Origin of the sequence: Paractinoplanes tereljensis (genome assembly GCF_016862435.1) — a bacterium.
GTDB classification, from domain to species: domain Bacteria; phylum Actinomycetota; class Actinomycetes; order Mycobacteriales; family Micromonosporaceae; genus Actinoplanes; species Actinoplanes tereljensis.
The window spans coordinates 529,442-548,060 of sequence record NZ_BOMY01000002.1 but is presented as its reverse complement, the minus strand read 5'-3'; the positions used below and the strand labels follow the sequence as shown (position 1 = coordinate 548,060).

Genomic DNA, 18,619 nt, shown 5'->3' with positions numbered 1-18,619 from the left:
TCGTACCCCCGGCGTACGTTCGCGGCATGGTCAGCGTCGACGACGTGCGCCGGGTGTGCCGTGATCTCCCGCGCAGCTCAGAGCATCTGATTCACGATCGGGTCAAGTTCCGGGTCGGCGCGATCGTCTACGTGGCCTTCTCCCGCGACGAGACGATCATGGGGTTCGGCTTCCCCAAGGAGGAGCGGTCCGCGCTGGTGGCGGCCGAGCCGCAGCTGTTCCATCTGCCGCGCGAGTCCGACCTGCGATTCAACTGGGTGCAGGCGTGGCTGTCCGAGCTGGACGAGGAGCGGATGACCGAGCTGGTCCTGGACGCCTGGCGGATGGTTGTGCCCAAAAAGGTCTGGTCGGCCTACCTCCCGAGGCTGAGTTAGAGATTCCGAACGAGGGAAGTTCTCCCGCCATCGTGTCAACTAGACCGTTTGGATATTGGCGCGGGCCCGGCAACCAGCGAACCTGATCAAACGAAGTTCCGGGCACCCCAGGGGAGAAGATGAAGCGCCTCAGCGCACTCGCCGTTGTCTCGTTCACTGCCGTCGCCGCACTGAGCGGCTGCGGCATTCTCGACCAGAAGACCAACGGCAACTCGGCCTCGGCCGCCGACGCTCCCACCGGCCAGGCCACCACCGGCGCAGCCCCCACACCTACCGCCGACGCGGTGAGCGGCGTCGGCTCGGCCAAGGACGCCGGCGACCTGCCCGACCCGTGCACGCTGCTGAGCAAGGCCGAGGTGGTAAGCCTGACCGGCCGCGAGATCACCCAGATCGACGAGGACGGCGCCAAGCCGTCGGATACGACCCGCTTCTGCCAGTGGCAGCAGGACAGCGGCCAGCTGGCCCTCTTCATCGCCCGAACCACCGAGGAAGAGTTCAAAACCACCATCGCCGACGCCAAGCCGGTGGACGGCGTGGGCGAAGACGCCTTCGAACTGGCCGGCCACCTGTACGTCCTGTACGGCACCGTCCAGGTGGACGTCTACTCCCGAGGTGCCTCCGACGCCCAGAACCTGACCGACTCCAAAGAGGTGGCCGACAAGGTAATCCCCCGAATCTGACCAACCAGGCGCGAAGCCCCCCGCGCCAGGATGCGTCACGATCCCGACATTGGACGGCGGCGATCGTTCCGCAGCCATGACTATCGTTGGATGACGCGAACAACGGCCAAGTGGGTCGGCTACGTATCGGCACCCCTAGCGGCGATCTGCTGGTGTGTCTTCGCCACCACTCTCTCCGACACCATGTGGACGTTCACCGGCGACCTGACCGACACCGACGCCGGGACAACCGTCGGGTGGTGGCTGGGCGCTGCGGTGATCCTGACCGTGCTGGCCGCCGCGAGTCTGATCGTGGCTTCGCTGGTCCGTGCGATGGAGGAACTCACCGGCTACGGGCCAACGCGGTGAGGTCCGCGGAGGGTGCGCTCCGTGCCGGTGCTTACGCGGAATAGCTGGCCCGTTTGGGTCCGGCTGGGCGCGGGGCGTTGCGCCTGAAGCGACGACCGTCCGTCAGGTCGGGCTGGGACGCCAGTGCGTCTGCGGTGTCCCGCGCGAAGACTGGCACTGGCAGTCGCAGGTTCTCGGAACGCGTGGATGGACATGGCTCATGGATGGTGATCAGAGTCAAGCAATCGTCAGGTGGTTCGGCGATCTCAACGAGCCGGCGAAACGGGAGTTCTTCGACGGCCGGCACGCCGCCGGATGTCCCGATGGGCTGGACTCCGAGACCTACGTGGACTGGGCGCGCGACGCAGCGTCCACCGCGAAGATGGCCCAGGACTTTGCCGATGGCGGTGAGGACCGCAATCGGGCGGAGTTCTGGGACGCCGTGTGCCGGCTGCTGATGCGCAAGGCTGGGCGTCCGGTTGACGGGGTGCCCGACCCGCTAACGGAGTTGCGCTACCAGGGATACCTCGAAGCGGTTGCGGACGATCGTAGCGGCGTTGAGCAGACAGCACTTCGGGCTCGGTCCGAGGCGGAGTTCGAGGCGTGGCTCGAGGTCCAGCTGTTGCACGTCCCGATGCCGAGTACACAGAAGCCAGCGATCCGCGGTTTCCGTGAGGGCGACCGCGTCATCCTGCGCCGACCTTTCGCCGGAGAAAGCCGCCACTACCAGCAATCTGCCACCGGGACGGCGGTCATCACCAACACGAGTCCGGCACAGATACGCCTGGGCCGGTCGGCGGGCCTCATAGACGTGCTCATGGACGATGGAGGATTGATCGGCATCGACACGTCCGATCTCGCCAAAGTCGATCGGCGGGCGAGTGTCGTGTACGCCCCGGACGGCCAAAGCGTGGGCCTTCAGCAATTCGGTCAGCTCAGACCCTGACCTCGTGGGCGGGCCCGAGATCCTCACCAGGTGCTGCCGCGCCACTTCAGGTGTACGACGGCCATGTCTTCGCCGTAATACCGGTCTGATTCCCCGTCGGTGATCGAGCCGCAGCGCAAGCAGCCGGACACCGACCAGAACGGTCTCGACTGGCGGTCCTCGCTCACGGGACCCCACCTGAATCGAGCTTCCGCCCAGGCGGGATGATCACATTCGCTCCCGCCGCCGGTCGGCTGCCCAGCACCCGCGCCCGCCGGAAGCAGCACGGTCACCGGCATGACGATCAGGTCGTTGCCAGGCAGCCGCACCACCACCCGTCCGTCGTGGGCCAGGCGGGTCAGCGTGTCGTCGCTCAGCTCCAGGACCTTCCCGGTGGTCCCCTTCCGATATGCCTTGCCATCGATGGTGATATCGCGGTCCAGCGCGACGGCGTCGTCTCGGAAGTACCACCGGGGCCGGTCCGGCAGCGGAGGCGCGATTCGCTGGTCCTCCGGAGTCTTTGCATCGAGCCAGGCGATGACGGCGTTCCAGTAGTCCGGCGCGTTTAACCAGTCCTCCGAGACGGTGGATCTGTCGGGCGCCGCGAGCGCGTACTTCCGTCGCTCCATCGCAGCCGGCAGTTTGGACACGAAGTACTCCCGGGCGACCTGGCGGGCCGCCTCGCCCTCGGCCGGGATCGGGCCCACGCGGTCGATCACCTCGGCGGTGAGCCTTCCGTTCGATGGCCGGAGCGCGTTGAAACCGACGGCCCAGGACTCAACTTGGGTCTTCTCCTGCTGAGTCAGTTCATGATCGGTCATGGTTCAACTGCCTCTCGGATCGTCGCGCCGGGACAACGGACCTGCGGGAACAACCGATCAGGGCCGAACCAAAGCCACAGATCACATTAGAGAGATGACGCTAACGTGCCGGCTGTCGGACGCCATCGACCAGTCGCATCACGACCTATGCGTCTCGGTCCCTCTGGAACGCCCATCGGGTCTACGTTCATCGATGATCGACGGAGGTCGGCCCAATACGGCCCGCATCCGAAGCCCCGAGGGGCAGCCGCCGATCAGGACCCGAGGCCGCGCGCCCCACCCAGGAAGGTCATGATCTGAGTGACCAGATCTGGCCGCTCGTTGACCGCTGCGAGCACGTTGTGGCCGACGTCGCCGAGGACGTCCAGCCGCAGCGATTGCGACTGGTTCCGGAAGGCACGCAGCAGTTCCTCGGTCACGCCCCAAGGGACGGTCTGGTCCATCGATCCCACGATCATGGCGACTTGCCCCGAAAATGTGGCGGCGGCTGCGAAGGCGGGAGAATCATGCCAGCTTTCATTGCGCCGCAGCACCGTTGAGAACTCGAGACCGAACGAAAGATCTTCAGCCTCCCGCGCGTAGCAGGCCGGCGCCAGTAGACCGAGTCCCTTCACACGGCTTCCGAGGCTACCGGCGATCCGGATCGCGGTATGCCCTCCCATACTGAAGGCGAACAGTAACAAAGGAATGGGCGGTGGGCAGTACTTCTCGATTATCATCTCCGCCTGTTCCTGGCGGCTCCGCAGTGATGATTCAACGATTCTTCCGTCACTTTTTCCATGCCCCAGGAAATCTAGCCCGACGGCATGGCCGCCCAAGCGCGCGAACGCCTCGGCCAGTGCCATGAACCGTTCGCCACCCCAAGGCCCGGCGCCGTGCAGGAAGACGGCCCCGAAGGTGCTTTCCACCTCCCTGGGGCGAATGCTCCACGTGTGTAGCCGAGCGCCCGGGTATTCGACAAATTCGGACGTCCGCGTCAAGTTTAGGTACATTCTTGCGACCAAGCGCCTTATCCGGCGCTCAATGTATCGACAAACGTCCCGACGAGGGTAAGGATCTCGCTTCTGGTGAATTTGGTGGCACGCACACGGACTTCTGGCTCTCGAGTGATGGACCTGAAGACGTCCGATTTGCGACGCCGCAACGGGCTCTGCGTCACCAAGGTGGCGGTGATGCGATCGGTGGCCGGCGAGAGCCGGTGGAGGGTCAAGCAGTCCAGCTCGTAGCTTTCGCTACCGCACAGGACGGACGGTGGTTCCTCGGTCAGAAAGCCAGGGCCTCGTGGAATGCTTTGGATTGCGGTTCCGGTCTGCGGGATGCGGACTTCGTGGCGGGAGTAAAGCACCGAATTTTCGGACTCCTCACTCGCCTTGAAGGTACGGTGTGTGATCTCGCCGAGCAGAATCTTCGAGGAGAATGTCCAGGGATGATTGTGGACGTCGGAATCCTCGGTGGCATCCGTCCGGCCCAGCGGATCCGAACCTCGTGGCCACCATAAATGCAACCTCGTGGTGGGTTCGTCGAGTGTGCTGTAGTCGAATGAGATCTTGTCGAACCCGTTCGGGTGACGGTAGGACATGGTGAGCGCGCGGTCGAGCGCTCCATCCTCATCACGCAACAGACTTGCTAAACGCGTGCGTACTCGCTCGATCTCCACCTACGTCAGTTCTCCCCTCAGAGTAGGGCAGCATTTCTGCACGAGCTTGCAGAAATCGGGGTCCGCAAGGGCCGGGAACGCTAGGCCCGCCTCCTGCGCAATGGCCTCGTAGCGGTCCGGGCGGAAGGCCTTGGGTCCGCCGAATTTACGGACCAAATTCGCCGCCGCCTGTACGTTGATTTCGATGGCCTCGGGTTCGTTTCGGTCGTATTCTTGAAAGTACGCGAGGACCGAGCGATAATGCTTGCTGTCTGACATGATGGTGATCACCGGCGCCAGGGCGTCATCCTGGGTGACAAACAGAAAGTCGGTACATATATCGACTCGAAAGGGTGTCGACCCCGGCCTGAGAAATACCCTTATTCGCATCCGGTCGTACATTGCGCAGTATGCGATCGAGGCCAATATGGTCGCGCATATCTCGGCCTGCACTCGAGCGACGTCCCAGCGCTGCTCGCGTCTGGTGAGGTGGCTGCGCCGCCGAACGGCATGTATTGCACACAGGTCTTCCGCGCGAGGATCTAGCAGCGCCAGACGTACGTCGTGAATCTGCATTCCCTCGCGTGCACGTTTGGCGAACGCCAGAAACACATTATCCCGTACCCACCGGCCGACCTGACCCTCGGCGTACCAGAATCCGGAAGTCTCGGCGGCGTGCGCATGCTTCAGGCGGGAGGTCTGGGGGTCGAGGGCGCGAATCTGGTCGAGCTCTTGCTCGTCCTTGACGAAGAAGTGATAAAACGCGAGACCCAGCCCAGAAGTGACGACCAGGGCCACCAGATTGGCCAAATTGTCTTGAGCGACCGCTCGAAAGGCGTCGCCCTTCGACTTTCCCGGGGTAATGAAGTACTGAATGAACAACAGAACGACCGTGAATACCGCGGCGCCGAGAAGAAGCAACCGACGGAGCTTCGCATTCTGCAGACTGCGGAACAAGTCTCACCTCCGGCAAGCGGTACGTGGAGGGTACCTGCCTGAAGGCTGTCGGGGAGAAGGTGATCTTTCTTGCCACGGTGGGCTGGGTTAGGGCCAATGGTGGGCGGCGTTGCGGATTTCCTGGGTGAAACAGGGTGGGCTGTTCGAAGGCGGCGAAATGACCTCCTCGCGCGGGCTCGCCCCAGTAGCGGATGTTGGGGAAGCGGCGTTCTGCCCAGCGGCGGGACGGATGTGGGATTTCGCGCGGGAAGACTGAGCAGGCCGTGGGGACGTCGATCACGTCGGTGGAGCCGGTGCGGAAGACGGCCTGGACCTCGGTGAAGCTTTCCCAGTAGAGGCGGGCCGCGGACGCCCCGGTGGCCGGCAACCAGTAGAGCATCAGGTTGTCCAGCAACTGGTCGTTGGTCAGAACTGTGGACAGGTCGCCTGAGTGGTCGGTCCAGGCCTGGAACTTTTCGATGATCCAGGTGCACAGGGCGGCGGGGGAATCCACCAGGGCGTAACCGATGGTCTGTGGGCGGGTGGACTGTTCCAGGGAGTAACCGTCGCCAGACGCGGAGGACCACGTGGAAGGCGGGCTCGCCCGGCGGCGGGTCGGTCAGCGGGGTCACCACCTCGGCGAACTCGACCACCGAGCCGGGCCAGCCGTGGGTCATCAGCAGCGGGGTCGCGTCGGGGCGCGGGGAGCGCGCGTGCACGAAGTGGATCGCCACGTCGTCGATCACCGTGCGGAACTGGGGGTGGCGGTTCAGGCGCTTCAGGGCCGCGTCGAAGTCGTAGACCTCGGACCAGTACGTGCACAGCTCGCGGGCGAAACCCAGCGGCGTGCCCTGGGTCCAACCGGGTGCGGTCTCGGCCGTGGGCCAGCGGGTGCGGCGCAGACGGGTGCGCAGGTCGGTGGGGTCGAAGGTGACCGTGAATGGCGTGATCATGCGGTTGGCGGGCCGGCCGCGATGCGGTCGCGGATCTCGTGCTTGGTCTCGGCCTGCCAGCGGGTCTCCAGCCACCAGGTGCAGCCGGCCTCGGCCCACGGGATCACCAGGTCGGCGCCGCCGGACATCGGGGTCTCGCCCTCGGCCAGGATGTCGGCCGTGCTGCCGTGCTCGGTCAGCCAGGCGCGCATCTCGCGGGTCGCGTCGTGGGTCGGGGAATGGCCGGGGATCACGCCGTCGCAGCGCAGCACCCGCCGCATCGACTTGAGCCGGGGCCAGACCGCCACCACCCAGATCGGGATGCGTTCCTGCACCGGTTTGACCGCCTCGGCGAGGTCGTCGCCGGGGGCCGTGTAGACGTAGTGCGAGCCGGTGAACGTGCGGGCCCCGGACCACAGCGCCCGGATCAGGTCGATGCCCTCGTCCATCATCGCGGCGCGTTCGCGCAGGTCGGTGGGCTCGCCGGTGGCCGGCAGGCCGGCGTCGACCGCGCCGACGCCGACGCCGAGGATGGCCCGGCCGTCGGACAGCTGGTCAACGGTGGCGACCTGGCTCGCCAGTTTCCACGGGCGGCGCCACGGCAGCGGCGTCAGCATGGTGCCGAGCCGGACCCGACTGGTGCGGGCGGCCATCGCGGCCAGCAGGGACCAGGCGTCGACGCCGTAGGCCGCCTCCCAGACGAAGACCCCGTCCCACCCGGAGCGCTCGGCCAGCACCGCCTGCTCCAGTTGCTCGCGAGCGTTGCCACCGGGAAGGACCACACCGAACTTGAGTGCCATGCCTCGTTCTTAACAGGACCCTCCGACGTTTTTGGGCCACGAGGGATTCCGGCCGAGAAGTAGCAGGATCTCGTCCAGGGGCGTCGCGTCCGATGGCACCGGCAGAGCGGGAGCGAAGGCGGGCGAGCCGTCGGGCACGGCCCGGGCGATCGGCAGGGTCAGGGCCAGGACGTCGGCCGGCGGAAGGTACGGGACTCCGAGCGCCGCCGCCACGTCCCAGCCGTGCACCACGTAGTCGACCAGGTGGAACCCGATGGCCTGGCGGCCGGGGAAGGTCATCGACGGGTGGATGTCGGCCAGCAGGAAGGGTCGATCGAGCATCCCGGGCGTGGCGAAGGCGGCGGTCACGAGTGCGGCGGCCTCGGCGTACGACCGGACTGGAGGAACCGGACCGCCCAGCGCGGCCGCCGCGAAGATTTGATGTTGTTCGGTCATGTGCGCGATGAGCGCACCCAGATCCCACTCCGCGCAGGGCGTGGGCAGCGTGTCGGAGGAAACCTGAGCGACCAGTTCGACGGTGGCGGCTACGGCGGCCGCGTCGGCCGCGATCAAGTCAATATGCATGCGCTTATCATCAGCGTGCGCTTACGATTTGGCAAGGGGAGGAAGATCTGGGTGTGGACAGCGAGCGGCCCGATCTGGGCGCGATGGTGATGCGGCTGGGCCGCCGCCTGATCGCCATGGAGGAACCCATCCTCGAGCGCCATGGCGTGTCGATGTGGGCCTACGTCGTGCTGACCGCGCTGAGCGGGAGCGAGGGCCCGACCCGCACCCAGGCCGCGCTCGCGCAGAGCATCGGCGCCGACAAGACCCGGCTCATCCCGATCCTCGACGACCTGCAGAAACGTGGCCTCATCGAGCGCGAACCCGACCCGGCCGACCGCCGGGCCCGGCTGCTCGCGCTGACCGAAGAAGGCAAAGAAAAGCAGCGAGCGATACAAAAAGAGATCCGCACGGCCGAAAACGATCTTCTCGCCGGAAATAAGGAGAAAGATGCCTTCGTCCGGGCGCTACGAGACCTGAGCCGCTAACGCTTCCTGCAGGCCGCGGGCGGCCAGGCGGTCGGCGCGCTCGTTCTCGGGGTGGCCGGCGTGGCCCTTCACCCAGTGCCACTGCACGTCGTGCCGGCTGACCGCGGCGTCCAGGCGCTGCCACAGGTCGACGTTCTTGACCGGCTGCCGGGCCGAGGTCTGCCAGCCGTTGACCTTCCACTTGGTGACCCACTTGGTGATGCCGTCGCGGACGTAGATGCTGTCGGTGTAGAGCAGGACCGTCATCGGCGCGCGGTTCAGCGACTCCAGGGCGCTGATCGGGGCCAGCAACTCCATCCGGTTGTTGGTCGTCGACTCGGCCGTACCGCCGCAGAGATCCTTCTCCCGGGTGCCGTAACGCAGGACGGCGCCCCAGCCGCCGGGGCCGGGATTGGGGGCGCACGCCCCGTCGGTGTAGATCTCCACCACGGTCATGCGAGCACCCTACCGATGGCGGGCCGGGGGTGAGGTCGGCCATGCGGAGGCCGGGCGTCGGCGACCGGCACGTAAAGTGGCCGGGGCGGAAGGGGTTGAACCGGTGAGTGACGGCGCAGTCGAGGTACGGGATGTCGTCGTGCGCTATGGCGCCACGACCGCCGTCGACGGGGTGTCACTGACGGTTCCGCGCGGCCGGGTCCTGGCCCTGCTGGGGCACAACGGCGCCGGCAAGACGAGCCTGCTCCAGGTGTGTGAGGGCTTCCGCCCGGCGGACGGCGGCGAGTGCCGGGTGCTGGGCCTCGACCCGATCCGGGACCACGACGAGTTGATGCCGCGGCTGGGCATCATGCTGCAGTCCGGCGGCGTCTATCCGTGGGCCACGGCCGGCGAGATCCTCCGGCTGTTCGCGTCCTTCTCCGCGAATCCCTTGAATCCCGACATGCTGATCGACCGGCTCGGGCTGCGGAAGTTCGAGCGCACCCGGTTCCGGCGCCTCAGCGGCGGCGAGCAGCAGCGGCTCTCCCTCGCGATCGCCCTGGTCGGCCGCCCCGAGCTGGTCTTCCTGGACGAGCCGACGGCCGGCATGGACACCGAGGCCCGGCACACCACCTGGCAGCTGATCAACGAGTTGCGCACCGACGGCGTGAGCGTCCTGCTCACCACGCATCTTCTGGACGAGGCGGAACGGCTCGCCGACGACGTGGTGATCATGCGGGCCGGCCGCGTCGCGGCCACCGGAACCCCGGCGGAACTCACGGCCGCGGCGGGCATCGACCTTTTAGAGGTACGCGCGGACAGCGGCCTGAAATCCGAGAGCGTCAACTACAAGGTCGTCGAAACCAGCCCGGGGGAGTATTCGGTGACCGGTGCCCTCGACGCCGCCGCGATCGCCGAGGTGCTTACCTGGTTCGCGGCGAGCGGCGCCCAGGTCACCGCGGTCAACAGCCGGCGGCGCACCCTCGAGGACGTCTACCTGGCGCTGATCAAGGACAACAAGGCAGGAGCGGTCCGATGAGCGGCGGCACCTTCGCGCCGGCACCGGCCCGCGCGCCGATGCGAGCGATCCTGCGCAGCCAGATCCGGATGGAACTGGTGCTGACCGCCCGCCGCGGCGAGGCCGTGGTGCTGGCCATGGGCGTGCCCCTGCTGGTGCTGCTGGGCGCCGGGCTGACCGACGTCACCACCGTGCCGGGCGACGACCGGCTGGCCTTCGTGGTTCCGGGCGTGCTCGCCCTGACCGTGATGTCGACCGCGTTCACCGGCCAGGCGATCACCACCGGCTACGAGCGCAGTTACGGCGTCCTCAAGCGACTCGGCGCCTCCCCGCTCACCCGGCCGGGCCTGCTGATCTCGAAGACGGCCGCGGTGCTCGGCCTGATCGTGGTGCAGCTGCTGGCGCTGGCCGCGGTCGGCGTCGCGGTCGGCTGGCGCCCGGAGGCCGGCCAGCTGCTGCCGGCGATCGGGGTGACCGTGCTGGCCACGGCCGCCTACAGCGGGCTGGCCCTGCTGCTGGCCAGCGTGCTGAAACCGGAGACGACCACCGGCGCCGCGACGCTGATCTACGTGCTGATGCTGGCGGCCGGCGGCATCATGTTCACCGCGCCCGACATCGCGGTGGTGCTGCCGCTGGCCGCGCACGCCGAGGCCCTGCGCGCGACGCTCTCGCACGGCACATCGGTGCCGGTCGAGGACTGGCTCAGCCTCGGCGCGTGGGCCGTGGTCTGCGTGAGCGCCGCCGTGAAGAAGATGCGCTGGGAGTAATGGCGAGTGTCCACCGATCGGTGGACACGAGATGACGGTCTACCGGTCCTGTTGGTCAACCATGATCAACACGCACGATTACCGGCATGGACGTCATTGAAGTCAGGGGACTTCGCAAGACCTACCGCGGGCACGACGCGGTTCGTGGCATCGACCTGAGCGTTCCACGCGGCGAGGTGTTCGCGCTGCTCGGCCCGAACGGCGCCGGCAAGACCACGACCGTGGAGATCCTCGAGGGCCACCGCAAGCGCAGCGGCGGCGAGGCCCGGGTGCTCGGCGAGGACCCGGGCACGGCCGGCCGGGACTGGCGGGCCCGGATCGGGGTCGTCCTGCAGGACGCCGACGACGCCGCCGATCTGACCGTGACCGAGATGGTCCGGCACATGGCCGGCTTCTACCCCGACCCGCGCCCGGTGGCCGAGGTGATCGACCTGGTCGGCCTTACCGAAAAGAGCAAGGCCCGCATCCGTACGCTCTCCGGCGGTCAGCGCCGCCGGGTCGACGTGGCGCTCGGCATCGTCGGCCGTCCCGAGCTGCTCTTCCTCGACGAGCCCACCACCGGTTTCGACCCGGCCGCCCGCCGCCAGTTCTGGGACCTGATCCGGGCGCTGGCCACCGAGGGCACCACCATCCTGCTGACCACGCACTACCTGGAGGAGGCGGAGGCGCTCGCCGACCGGCTCGCGGTGCTGTCCGGCGGCGTGATCGTGGCCGAGGGCACGCCCGCCACGCTGGGTGGCCGGGGCGCGGCGGGAGCGAAGGTGAGCTGGCGACACGAGGGCGTGCAGCACACCGAGCAGGTGGCCGACCCGACCGAGCTGATCCGCAAGCTGGTCGCCGAGGACGCCGACCTGACCACGCTGACCGTCACCCGCCCGACCCTCGAGGACACCTACCTCACCCTGATCGGAGATCACCGATGACCGCCGCCGTGCTGCCCGGCACCGCCCACAACGGCCTGGCCCGCGGACGGGTCGAGCTCCTCCAGTTCATCCGTGACCGCACCGCGGTGATCTTCACGTTCGCCTTCCCGGCGATGCTCCTGCTGCTGTTCGGCACGATCTTCGGGGACAGCTACGAGGACACCGGGGTCAGCGTCAGCCAGGTCTACACGGCCAGCATGATCGCCTACGGCATCCTGAGCACCGGGTTCATCACCATGGGGTCCGGGCTCGCGATGGACCGTGAGGACGGCACGCTGAAGCGGCTGCACGGCACGCCGATCACCGCCACGGCGTACCTGCTGGGGAAGTTGATTCTGGTCCTGGTTCTGAGCGTCGCCGAGGTGACCCTGCTGATCCTGGTCGGCGTGCTGGTTTACGACATGCCACTGCCGGACGCGTCGCACTGGGTGGTGTTCGGCTGGCTGTTCCTGCTCTCGGTGATCGCCTGCACGCTCTGCGGCATCGCGGTCAGCGCGCTGGTCAAGCGCGCCCGCACGGCCGGCGCGATCCTGAACGTGCCGCTGGTGGCGCTGCAGTTCATCTCCGGCGTCTTCATCCACCCGATCACCCAGCTGCCGTCCTGGCTGATCACGGTGGCCTCGCTGTTCCCGGTGAAGTGGATGAGCCAGGGCTTCCGGTACGTCTTCCTGCCGGACGAGATGAAGGTCTACGAGGCGGCCGGGCAGTGGGAACTGGGTCGCATCGCCTTGGTGCTCGGCGCGTGGTGTGTGATCGGATTGGCACTGTGCCTGGTGACGTTCCGCTGGACCGAAAAAGACCGGTGACAACCGGTGAGGCGCACACCCGCTACGCGCGGTGGTGGGATGTGTACTTCGGCATCGTCGCGGTGGCGATTGCCACCGCGATCCTGCTGAGCGACGGCCATCCTCGGTGGCGCCGGCTGGTCGCGGTCGGCGCCATCGCCGCGATGATGGCGCTGCAGGGGCTGGCGGGTCGGCGGATGGCCCGGACGGGCACCGTGGGCCACGCCGCGCTCGCCGTCGTCATCGGACAAATTGTACTTTTTGCTACGGCGGTGGTGGCGGTCCCGTTCGCCACCTGGCTGCTCTTCGCGGTGATCCCGCTGATTTTCCAGCTGGTCGAGATGGGTCCGGCCATCGTCCTGGTCATCGTCGTCAACCTGGTCACGCCGGTGGTCGACCTCGTTCGGAATCCCTCGGCCGTTCTCGCCGACCTGATCGTGGCGATCATCTCGGCGGCGACCGGCGTCTGGCTCGGCTTCTGGATCATCCGGGTCATCGAGCAGAACGTCGAGCGCGGCCAGCTGATCGCGGAGCTGGAGGACAGCCGGGCCGAGAACGCCCGGCTGTCCCACGAGGCCGGGGTGGCGGCCGAGCGGGCCCGCCTGGCCGGGGAGATTCACGACACGCTCGCCCAGGGCTTTACCAGCATCATCACGCTGCTTCAGGCCGCCGACCCGGAGCTGCGCGACGAGCGCTTGGCGCTCGCCGTTCGCACGGCGAAGGAAAACCTGGCCGAGTCGCGGGCCCTGCTGGCCGCGCTGGCGCCGGCCGCGTTGTCCGAGGGCTCACTGCTTGATTCGGTACGCCGGCAAGCAACCCGATTCACCGAGGAGACCGGCATTTCGGCGACCGTCCGGGTCACCGGCGAGGAGCGCGCGCTGCCCACGGCGGTGGAGGTGGTGCTGCTCCGGGCGGCTCAGGAGGCGCTGACCAACGTCCGCCGGCACGCCGCCGCGCGCGAGGTCGCGGTGCTGCTCGCCTATGCTCCCTCGTCGGTGCGGCTGGTCGTGCGCGACGATGGGCGCGGCTTCGACCCGGCCGCCGCCGTCGGCTTCGGCCTGAACGGCATGCGGGCCCGAGCCGACCAGGTGCACGGCACCCTGTCCGTCCACAGTGACCCCGATTCGGGCACGACGATCGAGCTGGAGGTGCCCGCATGACGATCCGGATCCTGCTGGTGGACGACCACCCGGTCGTGCGGATGGGGCTGCGCGGCATGCTCGACGCCGAGCCGGATCTCACCGTCGTGGGGGAGGCCGGGTCGGGGGACGCGGGGGTCGAGCTCGCCGCCGCCGAGCGGCCCGACATCGTGCTGATGGACCTGCGAATGCCGGGCGGGGACGGGGTTTCGGCCACCGAGCGGATCCTGGCCACCGTGCCCGGCGTGCGGGTGATGGTGCTGACCACCTACGAGTCCGACCGCGACATCCTGCGCGCGATCGAGGCCGGGGCCAGCGGTTATCTGCTCAAGGACGCGTCACCGAAGGAACTGGCCGACGCGGTGCGCGCGGCGGCCCGGGGCGAGACCGTGCTCGCGCCGAGCGTGGCGTCCACTCTGGTGCGTCAGGTGCGTCAACCGGCCCCGCCCGCCCTGTCGGCGCGCGAGGCCGAGGTGCTGCGGCTGGTCGCGCAGGGAAGCACCAACGCCGACATCGGCCGGCAGCTGTTCATCTCCGAGGCGACCGTGAAGACCCACCTGCTGCGTGTCTTCAACAAGCTGGACGTGGCCGACCGCACCGCCGCGGTGACCACGGCGATGCGGCACGGCCTCCTCTGAGCCTTACCGCTCGGCGAAGCTGAGACTTACCGCTCGGCGAAGCGCTGCACGAACGCCAGCGACGTGTTGGCGACCTCGAGCCAGCCGCTGTCGATGGTCAGCGAGTGACCACGGCCGGGGATCTCGGCGTACTCGGTCACGCCGCTGTTCTTCTGCTGGATCTTGTAATTGGCCTCGGTGATCGCGGTCGGCACCGTGTGGTCCTTCTCGCCGCCGATGACCAGCAGCGGCCCGCGGTAGGCGTTGTCGTGGTCGACCTTGACCTCGGACCACGGGTTGAAGTTGGCCACCGCGGCCTGGAACAGCGGCTTGGCCGGGGCCGGGACGGCAAACTCCTCGTACAGCTGGTGGGCCTCGTCCTCGTCGACCGCGTTGGCGAACGCGTACCGGAACTGGTCGTAGGTCAGCGGGATCGCCTTGTTGATGTTGGCCGGGTTGCCCAGCGCCACCGAGGCCGAGCGCAGCGCCGAGATCGGCAGCGGCAGCACGCCCTGGAACGGCGCCGCGTCGATCGCCACCGTCACGTTGGACAGGCCCCGGCCGGCCAGGATCTGCGCGAGCAGGCCGCCGAACGAGTGGCCGACGATCGCGGGCTGCTTGTCGAGCTTGCCGATGATCTCGGCGTAGTGGTCGGCGACCTGGCCGACGGTCTTGCCGGCGAACACCTCGGGGTGCGCGTTGGCCTCCTCGACCGTCTCCGGGTCGTCCGGCCAGCCGGGGGTGATCGGGGCGTAGCCGGCCGCCTTGAACACCTCGGCCCAGCGGTCCCAGCTGCTCGGCAGCAGCCACAGGCCGTGGATGAAGACGACCGGGGTGAGCCCGGACGCGTTGACTTCGGCGATCTCGTCGAGGGTGTGCTGCGGAATGACGGACATTTCGTTCCCCCAGGTGCGTTCTTGGCTTCGATGTCCAACCTAGGGAGTAGGGGACCGGGCCGATACCGTAGTTCGACTTAACCTTCGTCTCACAGCAAGTGCGAAGGATGCACACAGGCCAGGGCGAGACCCGTCGCGCACTCTTTGTTGAGTCATCAACGAAGGGGGAGCACGCAGATGAAGCGGGAAACCGGACTGCGGCGAACGTCGTTGCTCACCGGCGCCTTGATCGCGGCCAGCCTGGCGGGAACCGTCGGTATCGGGGTAGCCGCGTACGCCGCCGACGACTCATCAACTACGACCTCTACCACGACGTCGACCGACTCCAGCAGCTCATCGTCGAGCAGTAGCAGCAGCAGTACTACCACCGACGAATCGCCCACGCTCTCCGGCAGCAGCGACAGCAGCAGCAGCGGAAGCAGTGGCGCCACCTCTGGAGGGTCGTGACATGCCGCTCGTGGAGACACTGCCGATCGGCGCGGACACCGCGCAGTGGTCCGTCTGGGGCACGGTCGCCCGGATCGTGGTCACCGACCCGGCCCGGGTCGCCGAGGCGGCCGAGCTGGTCAAGGCGGAACTCGCCGCCGTGGACCTGGCCTGCAGCCGCTTCCGGGACGACTCGGAACTGCGCTGGGCCTGCCGCTCCGGCGGCACCTCGGTCACCGTCAGCCCACTGCTCGCCCACCTGGTCGCGGCCGCTCTCGACGCCGCCCGGCAGACCGGCGGTGCGGTCGACCCGACCGTCGGCGCCGCGCTGTGCGGACTCGGCTACGACCGGGACTTCGCGCTGCTGACCGGCCGGGAGGTGGCGCCCGCGGTGCGGGTCTTCGCCACCCCGGACTGGCGGGCCGTGAAGCTGTCGGTGCGGGAACTGACCGTCCCCGACGGGGTGCTGCTCGACCTGGGTGCCACCGCGAAGGCGGTGGCGGCCGACCGGGCCGCCGCCGAGGTCGCCGCGAAGCTCGGCGTGGGCGTGCTGGTGGCGCTCGGCGGCGACATCGCCACCGCCGGGATGGCGCCGGCCGGCGGCTGGGAGGTCCTGGTGCAGGACCGGCCCGGCGACCCGGCCGACACGATCCGGATGCCGGCCGGGGCGGCCCTGGCCACCTCGAGCACGGCCGGCCGCACCTGGGGCCGGCCCGGCGAACAGCTGCACCACATCGTCGACCCGGCCACCGGCCGACCCGCGGTGCCGGTGTGGCGCACGGTGTCGGTGGCGGCCTACAGCTGCCTGCGGGCCAACACGCTCAGCACGGCCGCGATCGTCCGCGGCCACGCCGCCCCCGACCTGCTCGGCAAGGCGCCGAGCCGGCTGGTCACGCCCTCGTTGGACGTGCTGCGGCTGGGCGGTTGGCCCTCATGAGCGACGCGCTCTGGTACTTCGCCCGCGGCAGCGGGGTCATCTCGCTGGTGCTGCTCACCGTCGTGGTGGCGCTCGGCATCGGCTCCCGCTCCGGCAAGCCGGCGTTCGGCCTGCCCCGGTTCGCGGTCAGCCTGCTGCACCGCAACGCGGCCCTGCTGTCCGTGGTGTTCGTTGCCGGCCACGTGATCAGCCTGCTCTTCGACCCGTACGCGCAACTGCGCCTGTTCGACGTGGTGCTGCCGTTCGTCGGCAACTACCGCCCGGTCTGGCAGGGCTTCGGCACGCTGGCCTTCGACCTGCTCGTCGCGATCGTGGTCACCAGCCTGCTGCGCCACCGGCTGGGTGCGCGCACCTGGCGGGTTGTGCACTGGCTCGCGTACCTGTGCTGGCCGGTAGCTCTCATGCACGGGCTCGGCACCGGCAGTGACAACGGCACCTGGTGGCTCTGGACCATCTCGATCGCCTGTGCCGTCGCGGTCGTGGCGGCCATCGGCTGGCGGCTTTCGACCGGTTTCAGCAGGTTCCCGGCCCGAGCCGAACGCCAGGTCGCGCCGCGACTGCGGAAAGAGTTGGAGGAGGTCCGATGACCAGCGTGGCGGAAGCGGCGGTCGGCCGGGTGGAACGGCGACTGCTCGACGGCGAACTCGGGCTCGACGCCCACCTGGCCCGGCACGGGCGGCTGCCGCTCCTGGACGGCAGCCAGATCATCGGGATGGCCCGCGACTCCGGCCTCACCGGGCGGGGCGGCGCCGGCTTCCCGGTGTGGCGCAAGCTCAGCGCGGTCGCCGAGGCCGGCGACGGGTCGGCCGTGGTGGTGGCCAACGGGGCGGAGGGTGAGCCGGCCAGTGGAAAGGATCGCGCTCTCCTCGCGTACCAGCCGAATTTGGTTCTTGATGGCCTGCAGCTGGTCGCGGCCGCGACCAAGGCCCGGGCCGCCCATCTCTACGCGCCGAAGGCGGCGTTGGCGCCGCTGCGCGCCCTGCTGGAGGCGCGTCGCGTGGCCGGCCTCGACCGGATGTCGGTGACCCTGCAGGCGGCGCCCGACGCGTTCGTCTCCGGCGAGGAGTCGGCGGTGGTGTCCGCGCTCAACGGGCGCGGCGCGGTGCCCGCCGACAAGCGGATCCGGGTCATCCAGGCCGGGGTGGGCGGTTCGCCGACCCTGGTGCAGAACGTGGAGACCCTGGCCCACCTGGCGTTGATCGCCCGGTACGGCGCCGGCTGGTTCCTGTCGGCCGGCACCGCCGACGAACCCGGCACCTTCCTGGCCACCATCAGCGGCGCGGTCCGGCGGCCCGGCGTGGTCGAGGCCGGCTACGGCGTGCCGCTGGGCGAGCTGATCGCGGCGGTCGGCGGGGCCACGATGCGCCTGCAGGCGGTGCTGATCGGCGGATATCACGGCGGCTGGGTGCCGGCCGATCCGGCGCTGCCGGTGAGCCGGCAGGCCCTCGAACCGTACGGGGCATCGCCCGGCGCGGGCGTGCTCGTGGCGCTGCCGGCCGGGGCCTGCGGGCTGGGGGAGACCGCCCGGATCGCCGGCTATCTCGCCGACCAGGTGGCCGGGCAGTGCGGCCCGTGCATCAACGGCCTGCCCCGGATGGCGGCCACGCTGGCCGACCTGGCCGCCCGGCGCCCCCGGGCCGGGCTGGCGGCCGAGGCGGAACGACTGGCCCGGCTGGTCTCCGGCCGGGGTGCCTGCCACCACCCGGACGGCACGGCCCGGCTGGTGCTCAGCGCGATGCGGATGTTCCAGGCGGATGTCGCGGCGCACCTGAACGGGCGCTGCCTGGCGACGGAGGGATACCGATGAAACTGCACGTCGACTGGACGGCCTGCGACGGCCGCGGCGTCTGCACCGAACTGCTGGAGGAGATGCTGGTCGAGGACGACTGGGGCTTCCCGGTCGCCCGCGACGGGCAGCGCTCACCGGCCGTGCCGCCGCCGCTGGAGGGAGCAGCCAAACAGGCCGTCGACCGATGCCCGATGCTGGCCCTGAAGCTCATCGCTCGCTAGCCCGTACCGAACGCCCGCAGCCCACCCGGTTGCGGGCGTTTTTGTATGCCCGGAAATTGGTTGATCTGGATAGCTCAATTGCCGTATACGCGGCCGGACGGGCCGCCATACTGATCATGTGTGGCCTGTTTTCGCAGGTCAGACCATTCTTCCTGCCTGTCCGGCGCTGGGCGCCGCGGTGGTGGTGTGAAGGTTCTTCGCCAGAAAAAAGGCGTTCCGCCAAAA

General features: G+C 68.7%; 24 protein-coding genes and 1 pseudogene. 15 read left to right on the top strand and 10 right to left on the bottom strand.

Translation table 11 applies throughout. The features are described from left to right. Positions 1–26: 26 nt before the first annotated feature. The 4 genes from Ate02nite_RS03810 to Ate02nite_RS03795 all read left to right on the top strand — a co-directional run bounded on the left by Ate02nite_RS03810 (position 27) and on the right by Ate02nite_RS03795 (position 2,327). On the top strand, positions 27–374 hold the full coding sequence (locus tag Ate02nite_RS03810) for an MmcQ/YjbR family DNA-binding protein (protein WP_203798724.1): 348 nt from the start codon (positions 27–29) through the stop codon (positions 372–374). Positions 375–493: 119 nt separating this feature from the next. Then, positions 494–1,054 carry a DUF3558 family protein gene (locus Ate02nite_RS03805; RefSeq protein WP_203798722.1) on the top strand — a complete coding sequence of 187 codons (561 nt, stop codon included), beginning with the start codon at positions 494–496 and terminating at the stop codon, positions 1,052–1,054. 90 nt (positions 1,055–1,144) lie between these two features. Next, on the top strand, positions 1,145–1,402 hold the full coding sequence (locus Ate02nite_RS03800; protein WP_203798720.1) for a hypothetical protein: 258 nt from the start codon (positions 1,145–1,147) through the stop codon (positions 1,400–1,402). Positions 1,403–1,601: 199 nt separating this feature from the next. Then, positions 1,602–2,327, top strand: coding sequence for a hypothetical protein (locus Ate02nite_RS03795; protein WP_203798718.1), 726 nt, complete (start codon positions 1,602–1,604; stop codon positions 2,325–2,327). A gap of 23 nt (positions 2,328–2,350) precedes the next feature. Here Ate02nite_RS03795 and Ate02nite_RS03790 read toward each other — a convergent pair whose 3' ends face one another. From Ate02nite_RS03790 to Ate02nite_RS03760, 7 genes and pseudogenes are all read right to left on the bottom strand, one after another. Next, positions 2,351–3,127, bottom strand: coding sequence for a hypothetical protein (locus Ate02nite_RS03790; protein WP_203798716.1), 777 nt, complete (start codon positions 3,125–3,127; stop codon positions 2,351–2,353). A 254-nt stretch (positions 3,128–3,381) separates the two neighbouring features. Then, positions 3,382–4,035, bottom strand: a complete 654-nt coding sequence (locus tag Ate02nite_RS03785) for an alpha/beta hydrolase (RefSeq protein WP_203798714.1) — start codon at positions 4,033–4,035, stop codon at positions 3,382–3,384. 101 nt (positions 4,036–4,136) lie between these two features. Next, positions 4,137–4,784, bottom strand: coding sequence for a hypothetical protein (locus tag Ate02nite_RS03780; RefSeq protein ID WP_203798712.1), 648 nt, complete (start codon positions 4,782–4,784; stop codon positions 4,137–4,139). After that, entirely contained in the window at positions 4,785–5,720 is a 936-nt protein-coding gene (locus Ate02nite_RS48585; protein ID WP_239147109.1) for a hypothetical protein, read from the bottom strand. Between the two features lie 680 nt (positions 5,721–6,400). Further along, positions 6,401–6,652, bottom strand: a pseudogene (locus tag Ate02nite_RS48580) (epoxide hydrolase N-terminal domain-containing protein); the annotation flags it as partial. Further along, complete coding sequence (locus tag Ate02nite_RS03765) at positions 6,649–7,431, bottom strand: LLM class flavin-dependent oxidoreductase (RefSeq protein WP_203798708.1); 783 nt, start codon at positions 7,429–7,431, stop codon at positions 6,649–6,651. The pseudogene Ate02nite_RS48580 and the gene Ate02nite_RS03765, both read right to left, overlap by 4 nt. Before the next feature lie 9 nt (positions 7,432–7,440). Next, a complete protein-coding gene (locus Ate02nite_RS03760) occupies positions 7,441–7,995 on the bottom strand; it encodes a TIGR03086 family metal-binding protein (RefSeq protein ID WP_203798706.1) in 555 nt (184 codons plus the stop codon). A 53-nt stretch (positions 7,996–8,048) separates the two neighbouring features. Here Ate02nite_RS03760 and Ate02nite_RS03755 point away from each other — a divergent pair, with 53 nt between their 5' ends. Further along, positions 8,049–8,462, top strand: a complete 414-nt coding sequence (locus Ate02nite_RS03755) for a MarR family winged helix-turn-helix transcriptional regulator (RefSeq protein ID WP_239147092.1) — start codon at positions 8,049–8,051, stop codon at positions 8,460–8,462. Here the strand turns inward: Ate02nite_RS03755 and rnhA are convergent. Further along, positions 8,442–8,897, bottom strand: coding sequence for a ribonuclease HI (gene rnhA, locus Ate02nite_RS03750; protein ID WP_203798699.1), 456 nt, complete (start codon positions 8,895–8,897; stop codon positions 8,442–8,444). The two genes, Ate02nite_RS03755 and rnhA, sit on opposite strands and share 21 nt — an antisense overlap. 103 nt (positions 8,898–9,000) lie before the next feature. Here rnhA and Ate02nite_RS03745 point away from each other — a divergent pair, with 103 nt between their 5' ends. The 6 genes from Ate02nite_RS03745 (at position 9,001) to Ate02nite_RS03720 (ending at position 14,146) form a co-directional block, all read left to right on the top strand. Further along, positions 9,001–9,915: an ABC transporter ATP-binding protein gene (locus tag Ate02nite_RS03745; RefSeq protein WP_203798693.1), complete on the top strand. Its 915-nt coding sequence runs from the start codon at positions 9,001–9,003 to the stop codon at positions 9,913–9,915. Beyond that, a complete protein-coding gene (locus tag Ate02nite_RS03740; RefSeq protein ID WP_239147091.1) occupies positions 9,912–10,661 on the top strand; it encodes an ABC transporter permease in 750 nt (249 codons plus the stop codon). The genes Ate02nite_RS03745 and Ate02nite_RS03740 overlap by 4 nt, the downstream gene beginning before the upstream one ends. An 86-nt stretch (positions 10,662–10,747) precedes the next feature. Continuing rightward, the gene (locus Ate02nite_RS03735) at positions 10,748–11,584 is read left to right on the top strand and encodes an ABC transporter ATP-binding protein (protein WP_203798691.1); all 837 of its coding nucleotides are present in this window, start codon (positions 10,748–10,750) and stop codon (positions 11,582–11,584) included. Then, positions 11,581–12,390 (top strand): ABC transporter permease, encoded by an 810-nt coding sequence (locus tag Ate02nite_RS03730; RefSeq protein ID WP_203798690.1) that lies wholly within the window; start codon positions 11,581–11,583, stop codon positions 12,388–12,390. The genes Ate02nite_RS03735 and Ate02nite_RS03730 overlap by 4 nt, the downstream gene beginning before the upstream one ends. Further along, positions 12,387–13,529, top strand: coding sequence for a sensor histidine kinase (locus tag Ate02nite_RS03725; protein WP_239147090.1), 1,143 nt, complete (start codon positions 12,387–12,389; stop codon positions 13,527–13,529). Before Ate02nite_RS03730 ends, Ate02nite_RS03725 begins: the two co-directional genes overlap by 4 nt. Next, positions 13,526–14,146 (top strand): response regulator, encoded by a 621-nt coding sequence (locus tag Ate02nite_RS03720; RefSeq protein ID WP_203798684.1) that lies wholly within the window; start codon positions 13,526–13,528, stop codon positions 14,144–14,146. Before Ate02nite_RS03725 ends, Ate02nite_RS03720 begins: the two co-directional genes overlap by 4 nt. A gap of 26 nt (positions 14,147–14,172) precedes the next feature. Here the strand turns inward: Ate02nite_RS03720 and Ate02nite_RS03715 are convergent, their stop codons facing one another. Then, complete coding sequence (locus Ate02nite_RS03715) at positions 14,173–15,021, bottom strand: alpha/beta hydrolase (protein WP_203798682.1); 849 nt, start codon at positions 15,019–15,021, stop codon at positions 14,173–14,175. Positions 15,022–15,176: 155 nt separating this feature from the next. Beyond that, positions 15,177–15,452, bottom strand: a complete 276-nt coding sequence (locus Ate02nite_RS03710) for a hypothetical protein (RefSeq protein WP_203798680.1) — start codon at positions 15,450–15,452, stop codon at positions 15,177–15,179. A 17-nt stretch (positions 15,453–15,469) separates the two neighbouring features. Between Ate02nite_RS03710 and Ate02nite_RS03705 the strand changes: the two genes are divergently transcribed. The 4 genes from Ate02nite_RS03705 to Ate02nite_RS03690 are packed head-to-tail and all read left to right on the top strand — an operon-like array spanning position 15,470 to position 18,394. Further along, positions 15,470–16,384 carry an FAD:protein FMN transferase gene (locus Ate02nite_RS03705; RefSeq protein WP_203798678.1) on the top strand — a complete coding sequence of 305 codons (915 nt, stop codon included), beginning with the start codon at positions 15,470–15,472 and terminating at the stop codon, positions 16,382–16,384. After that, positions 16,381–16,971 (top strand): ferric reductase-like transmembrane domain-containing protein, encoded by a 591-nt coding sequence (locus Ate02nite_RS03700; RefSeq protein ID WP_239147089.1) that lies wholly within the window; start codon positions 16,381–16,383, stop codon positions 16,969–16,971. Before Ate02nite_RS03705 ends, Ate02nite_RS03700 begins: the two co-directional genes overlap by 4 nt. Next, positions 16,968–18,191 carry an NADH-ubiquinone oxidoreductase-F iron-sulfur binding region domain-containing protein gene (locus tag Ate02nite_RS03695; protein ID WP_203798667.1) on the top strand — a complete coding sequence of 408 codons (1,224 nt, stop codon included), beginning with the start codon at positions 16,968–16,970 and terminating at the stop codon, positions 18,189–18,191. The genes Ate02nite_RS03700 and Ate02nite_RS03695 overlap by 4 nt, the downstream gene beginning before the upstream one ends. After that, on the top strand, positions 18,188–18,394 hold the full coding sequence (locus Ate02nite_RS03690; RefSeq protein WP_203798665.1) for a ferredoxin: 207 nt from the start codon (positions 18,188–18,190) through the stop codon (positions 18,392–18,394). The genes Ate02nite_RS03695 and Ate02nite_RS03690 overlap by 4 nt, the downstream gene beginning before the upstream one ends. Positions 18,395–18,619: the final 225 nt, after the last annotated feature.

Bases quoted from the DNA above. Each gene is read 5' to 3' on its own strand.
- Ate02nite_RS03810 (WP_203798724.1), top strand. From the start codon at position 27: ATGGTCAGCGTCGACGACGTGCGCCGGGTGTGCCGTGATCTCCCGCGC.
- Ate02nite_RS03805 (WP_203798722.1), top strand. From the start codon at position 494: ATGAAGCGCCTCAGCGCACTCGCCGTTGTCTCGTTCACTGCCGTCGCC.
- Ate02nite_RS03800 (WP_203798720.1), top strand. From the start codon at position 1,145: ATGACGCGAACAACGGCCAAGTGGGTCGGCTACGTATCGGCACCCCTA.
- Ate02nite_RS03795 (WP_203798718.1), top strand. From the start codon at position 1,602: ATGGATGGTGATCAGAGTCAAGCAATCGTCAGGTGGTTCGGCGATCTC.
- Ate02nite_RS03790 (WP_203798716.1), bottom strand. From the start codon at position 3,127: ATGACCGATCATGAACTGACTCAGCAGGAGAAGACCCAAGTTGAGTCC.
- Ate02nite_RS03765 (WP_203798708.1), bottom strand. From the start codon at position 7,431: ATGGCACTCAAGTTCGGTGTGGTCCTTCCCGGTGGCAACGCTCGCGAG.
- Ate02nite_RS03760 (WP_203798706.1), bottom strand. From the start codon at position 7,995: ATGCATATTGACTTGATCGCGGCCGACGCGGCCGCCGTAGCCGCCACC.
- rnhA (WP_203798699.1), bottom strand. From the start codon at position 8,897: ATGACCGTGGTGGAGATCTACACCGACGGGGCGTGCGCCCCCAATCCC.
- Ate02nite_RS03740 (WP_239147091.1), top strand. From the start codon at position 9,912: ATGAGCGGCGGCACCTTCGCGCCGGCACCGGCCCGCGCGCCGATGCGA.
- Ate02nite_RS03735 (WP_203798691.1), top strand. From the start codon at position 10,748: ATGGACGTCATTGAAGTCAGGGGACTTCGCAAGACCTACCGCGGGCAC.
- Ate02nite_RS03730 (WP_203798690.1), top strand. From the start codon at position 11,581: ATGACCGCCGCCGTGCTGCCCGGCACCGCCCACAACGGCCTGGCCCGC.
- Ate02nite_RS03720 (WP_203798684.1), top strand. From the start codon at position 13,526: ATGACGATCCGGATCCTGCTGGTGGACGACCACCCGGTCGTGCGGATG.
- Ate02nite_RS03715 (WP_203798682.1), bottom strand. From the start codon at position 15,021: ATGTCCGTCATTCCGCAGCACACCCTCGACGAGATCGCCGAAGTCAAC.
- Ate02nite_RS03705 (WP_203798678.1), top strand. From the start codon at position 15,470: ATGCCGCTCGTGGAGACACTGCCGATCGGCGCGGACACCGCGCAGTGG.
- Ate02nite_RS03700 (WP_239147089.1), top strand. From the start codon at position 16,381: ATGAGCGACGCGCTCTGGTACTTCGCCCGCGGCAGCGGGGTCATCTCG.
- Ate02nite_RS03695 (WP_203798667.1), top strand. From the start codon at position 16,968: ATGACCAGCGTGGCGGAAGCGGCGGTCGGCCGGGTGGAACGGCGACTG.
- Ate02nite_RS03690 (WP_203798665.1), top strand. From the start codon at position 18,188: ATGAAACTGCACGTCGACTGGACGGCCTGCGACGGCCGCGGCGTCTGC.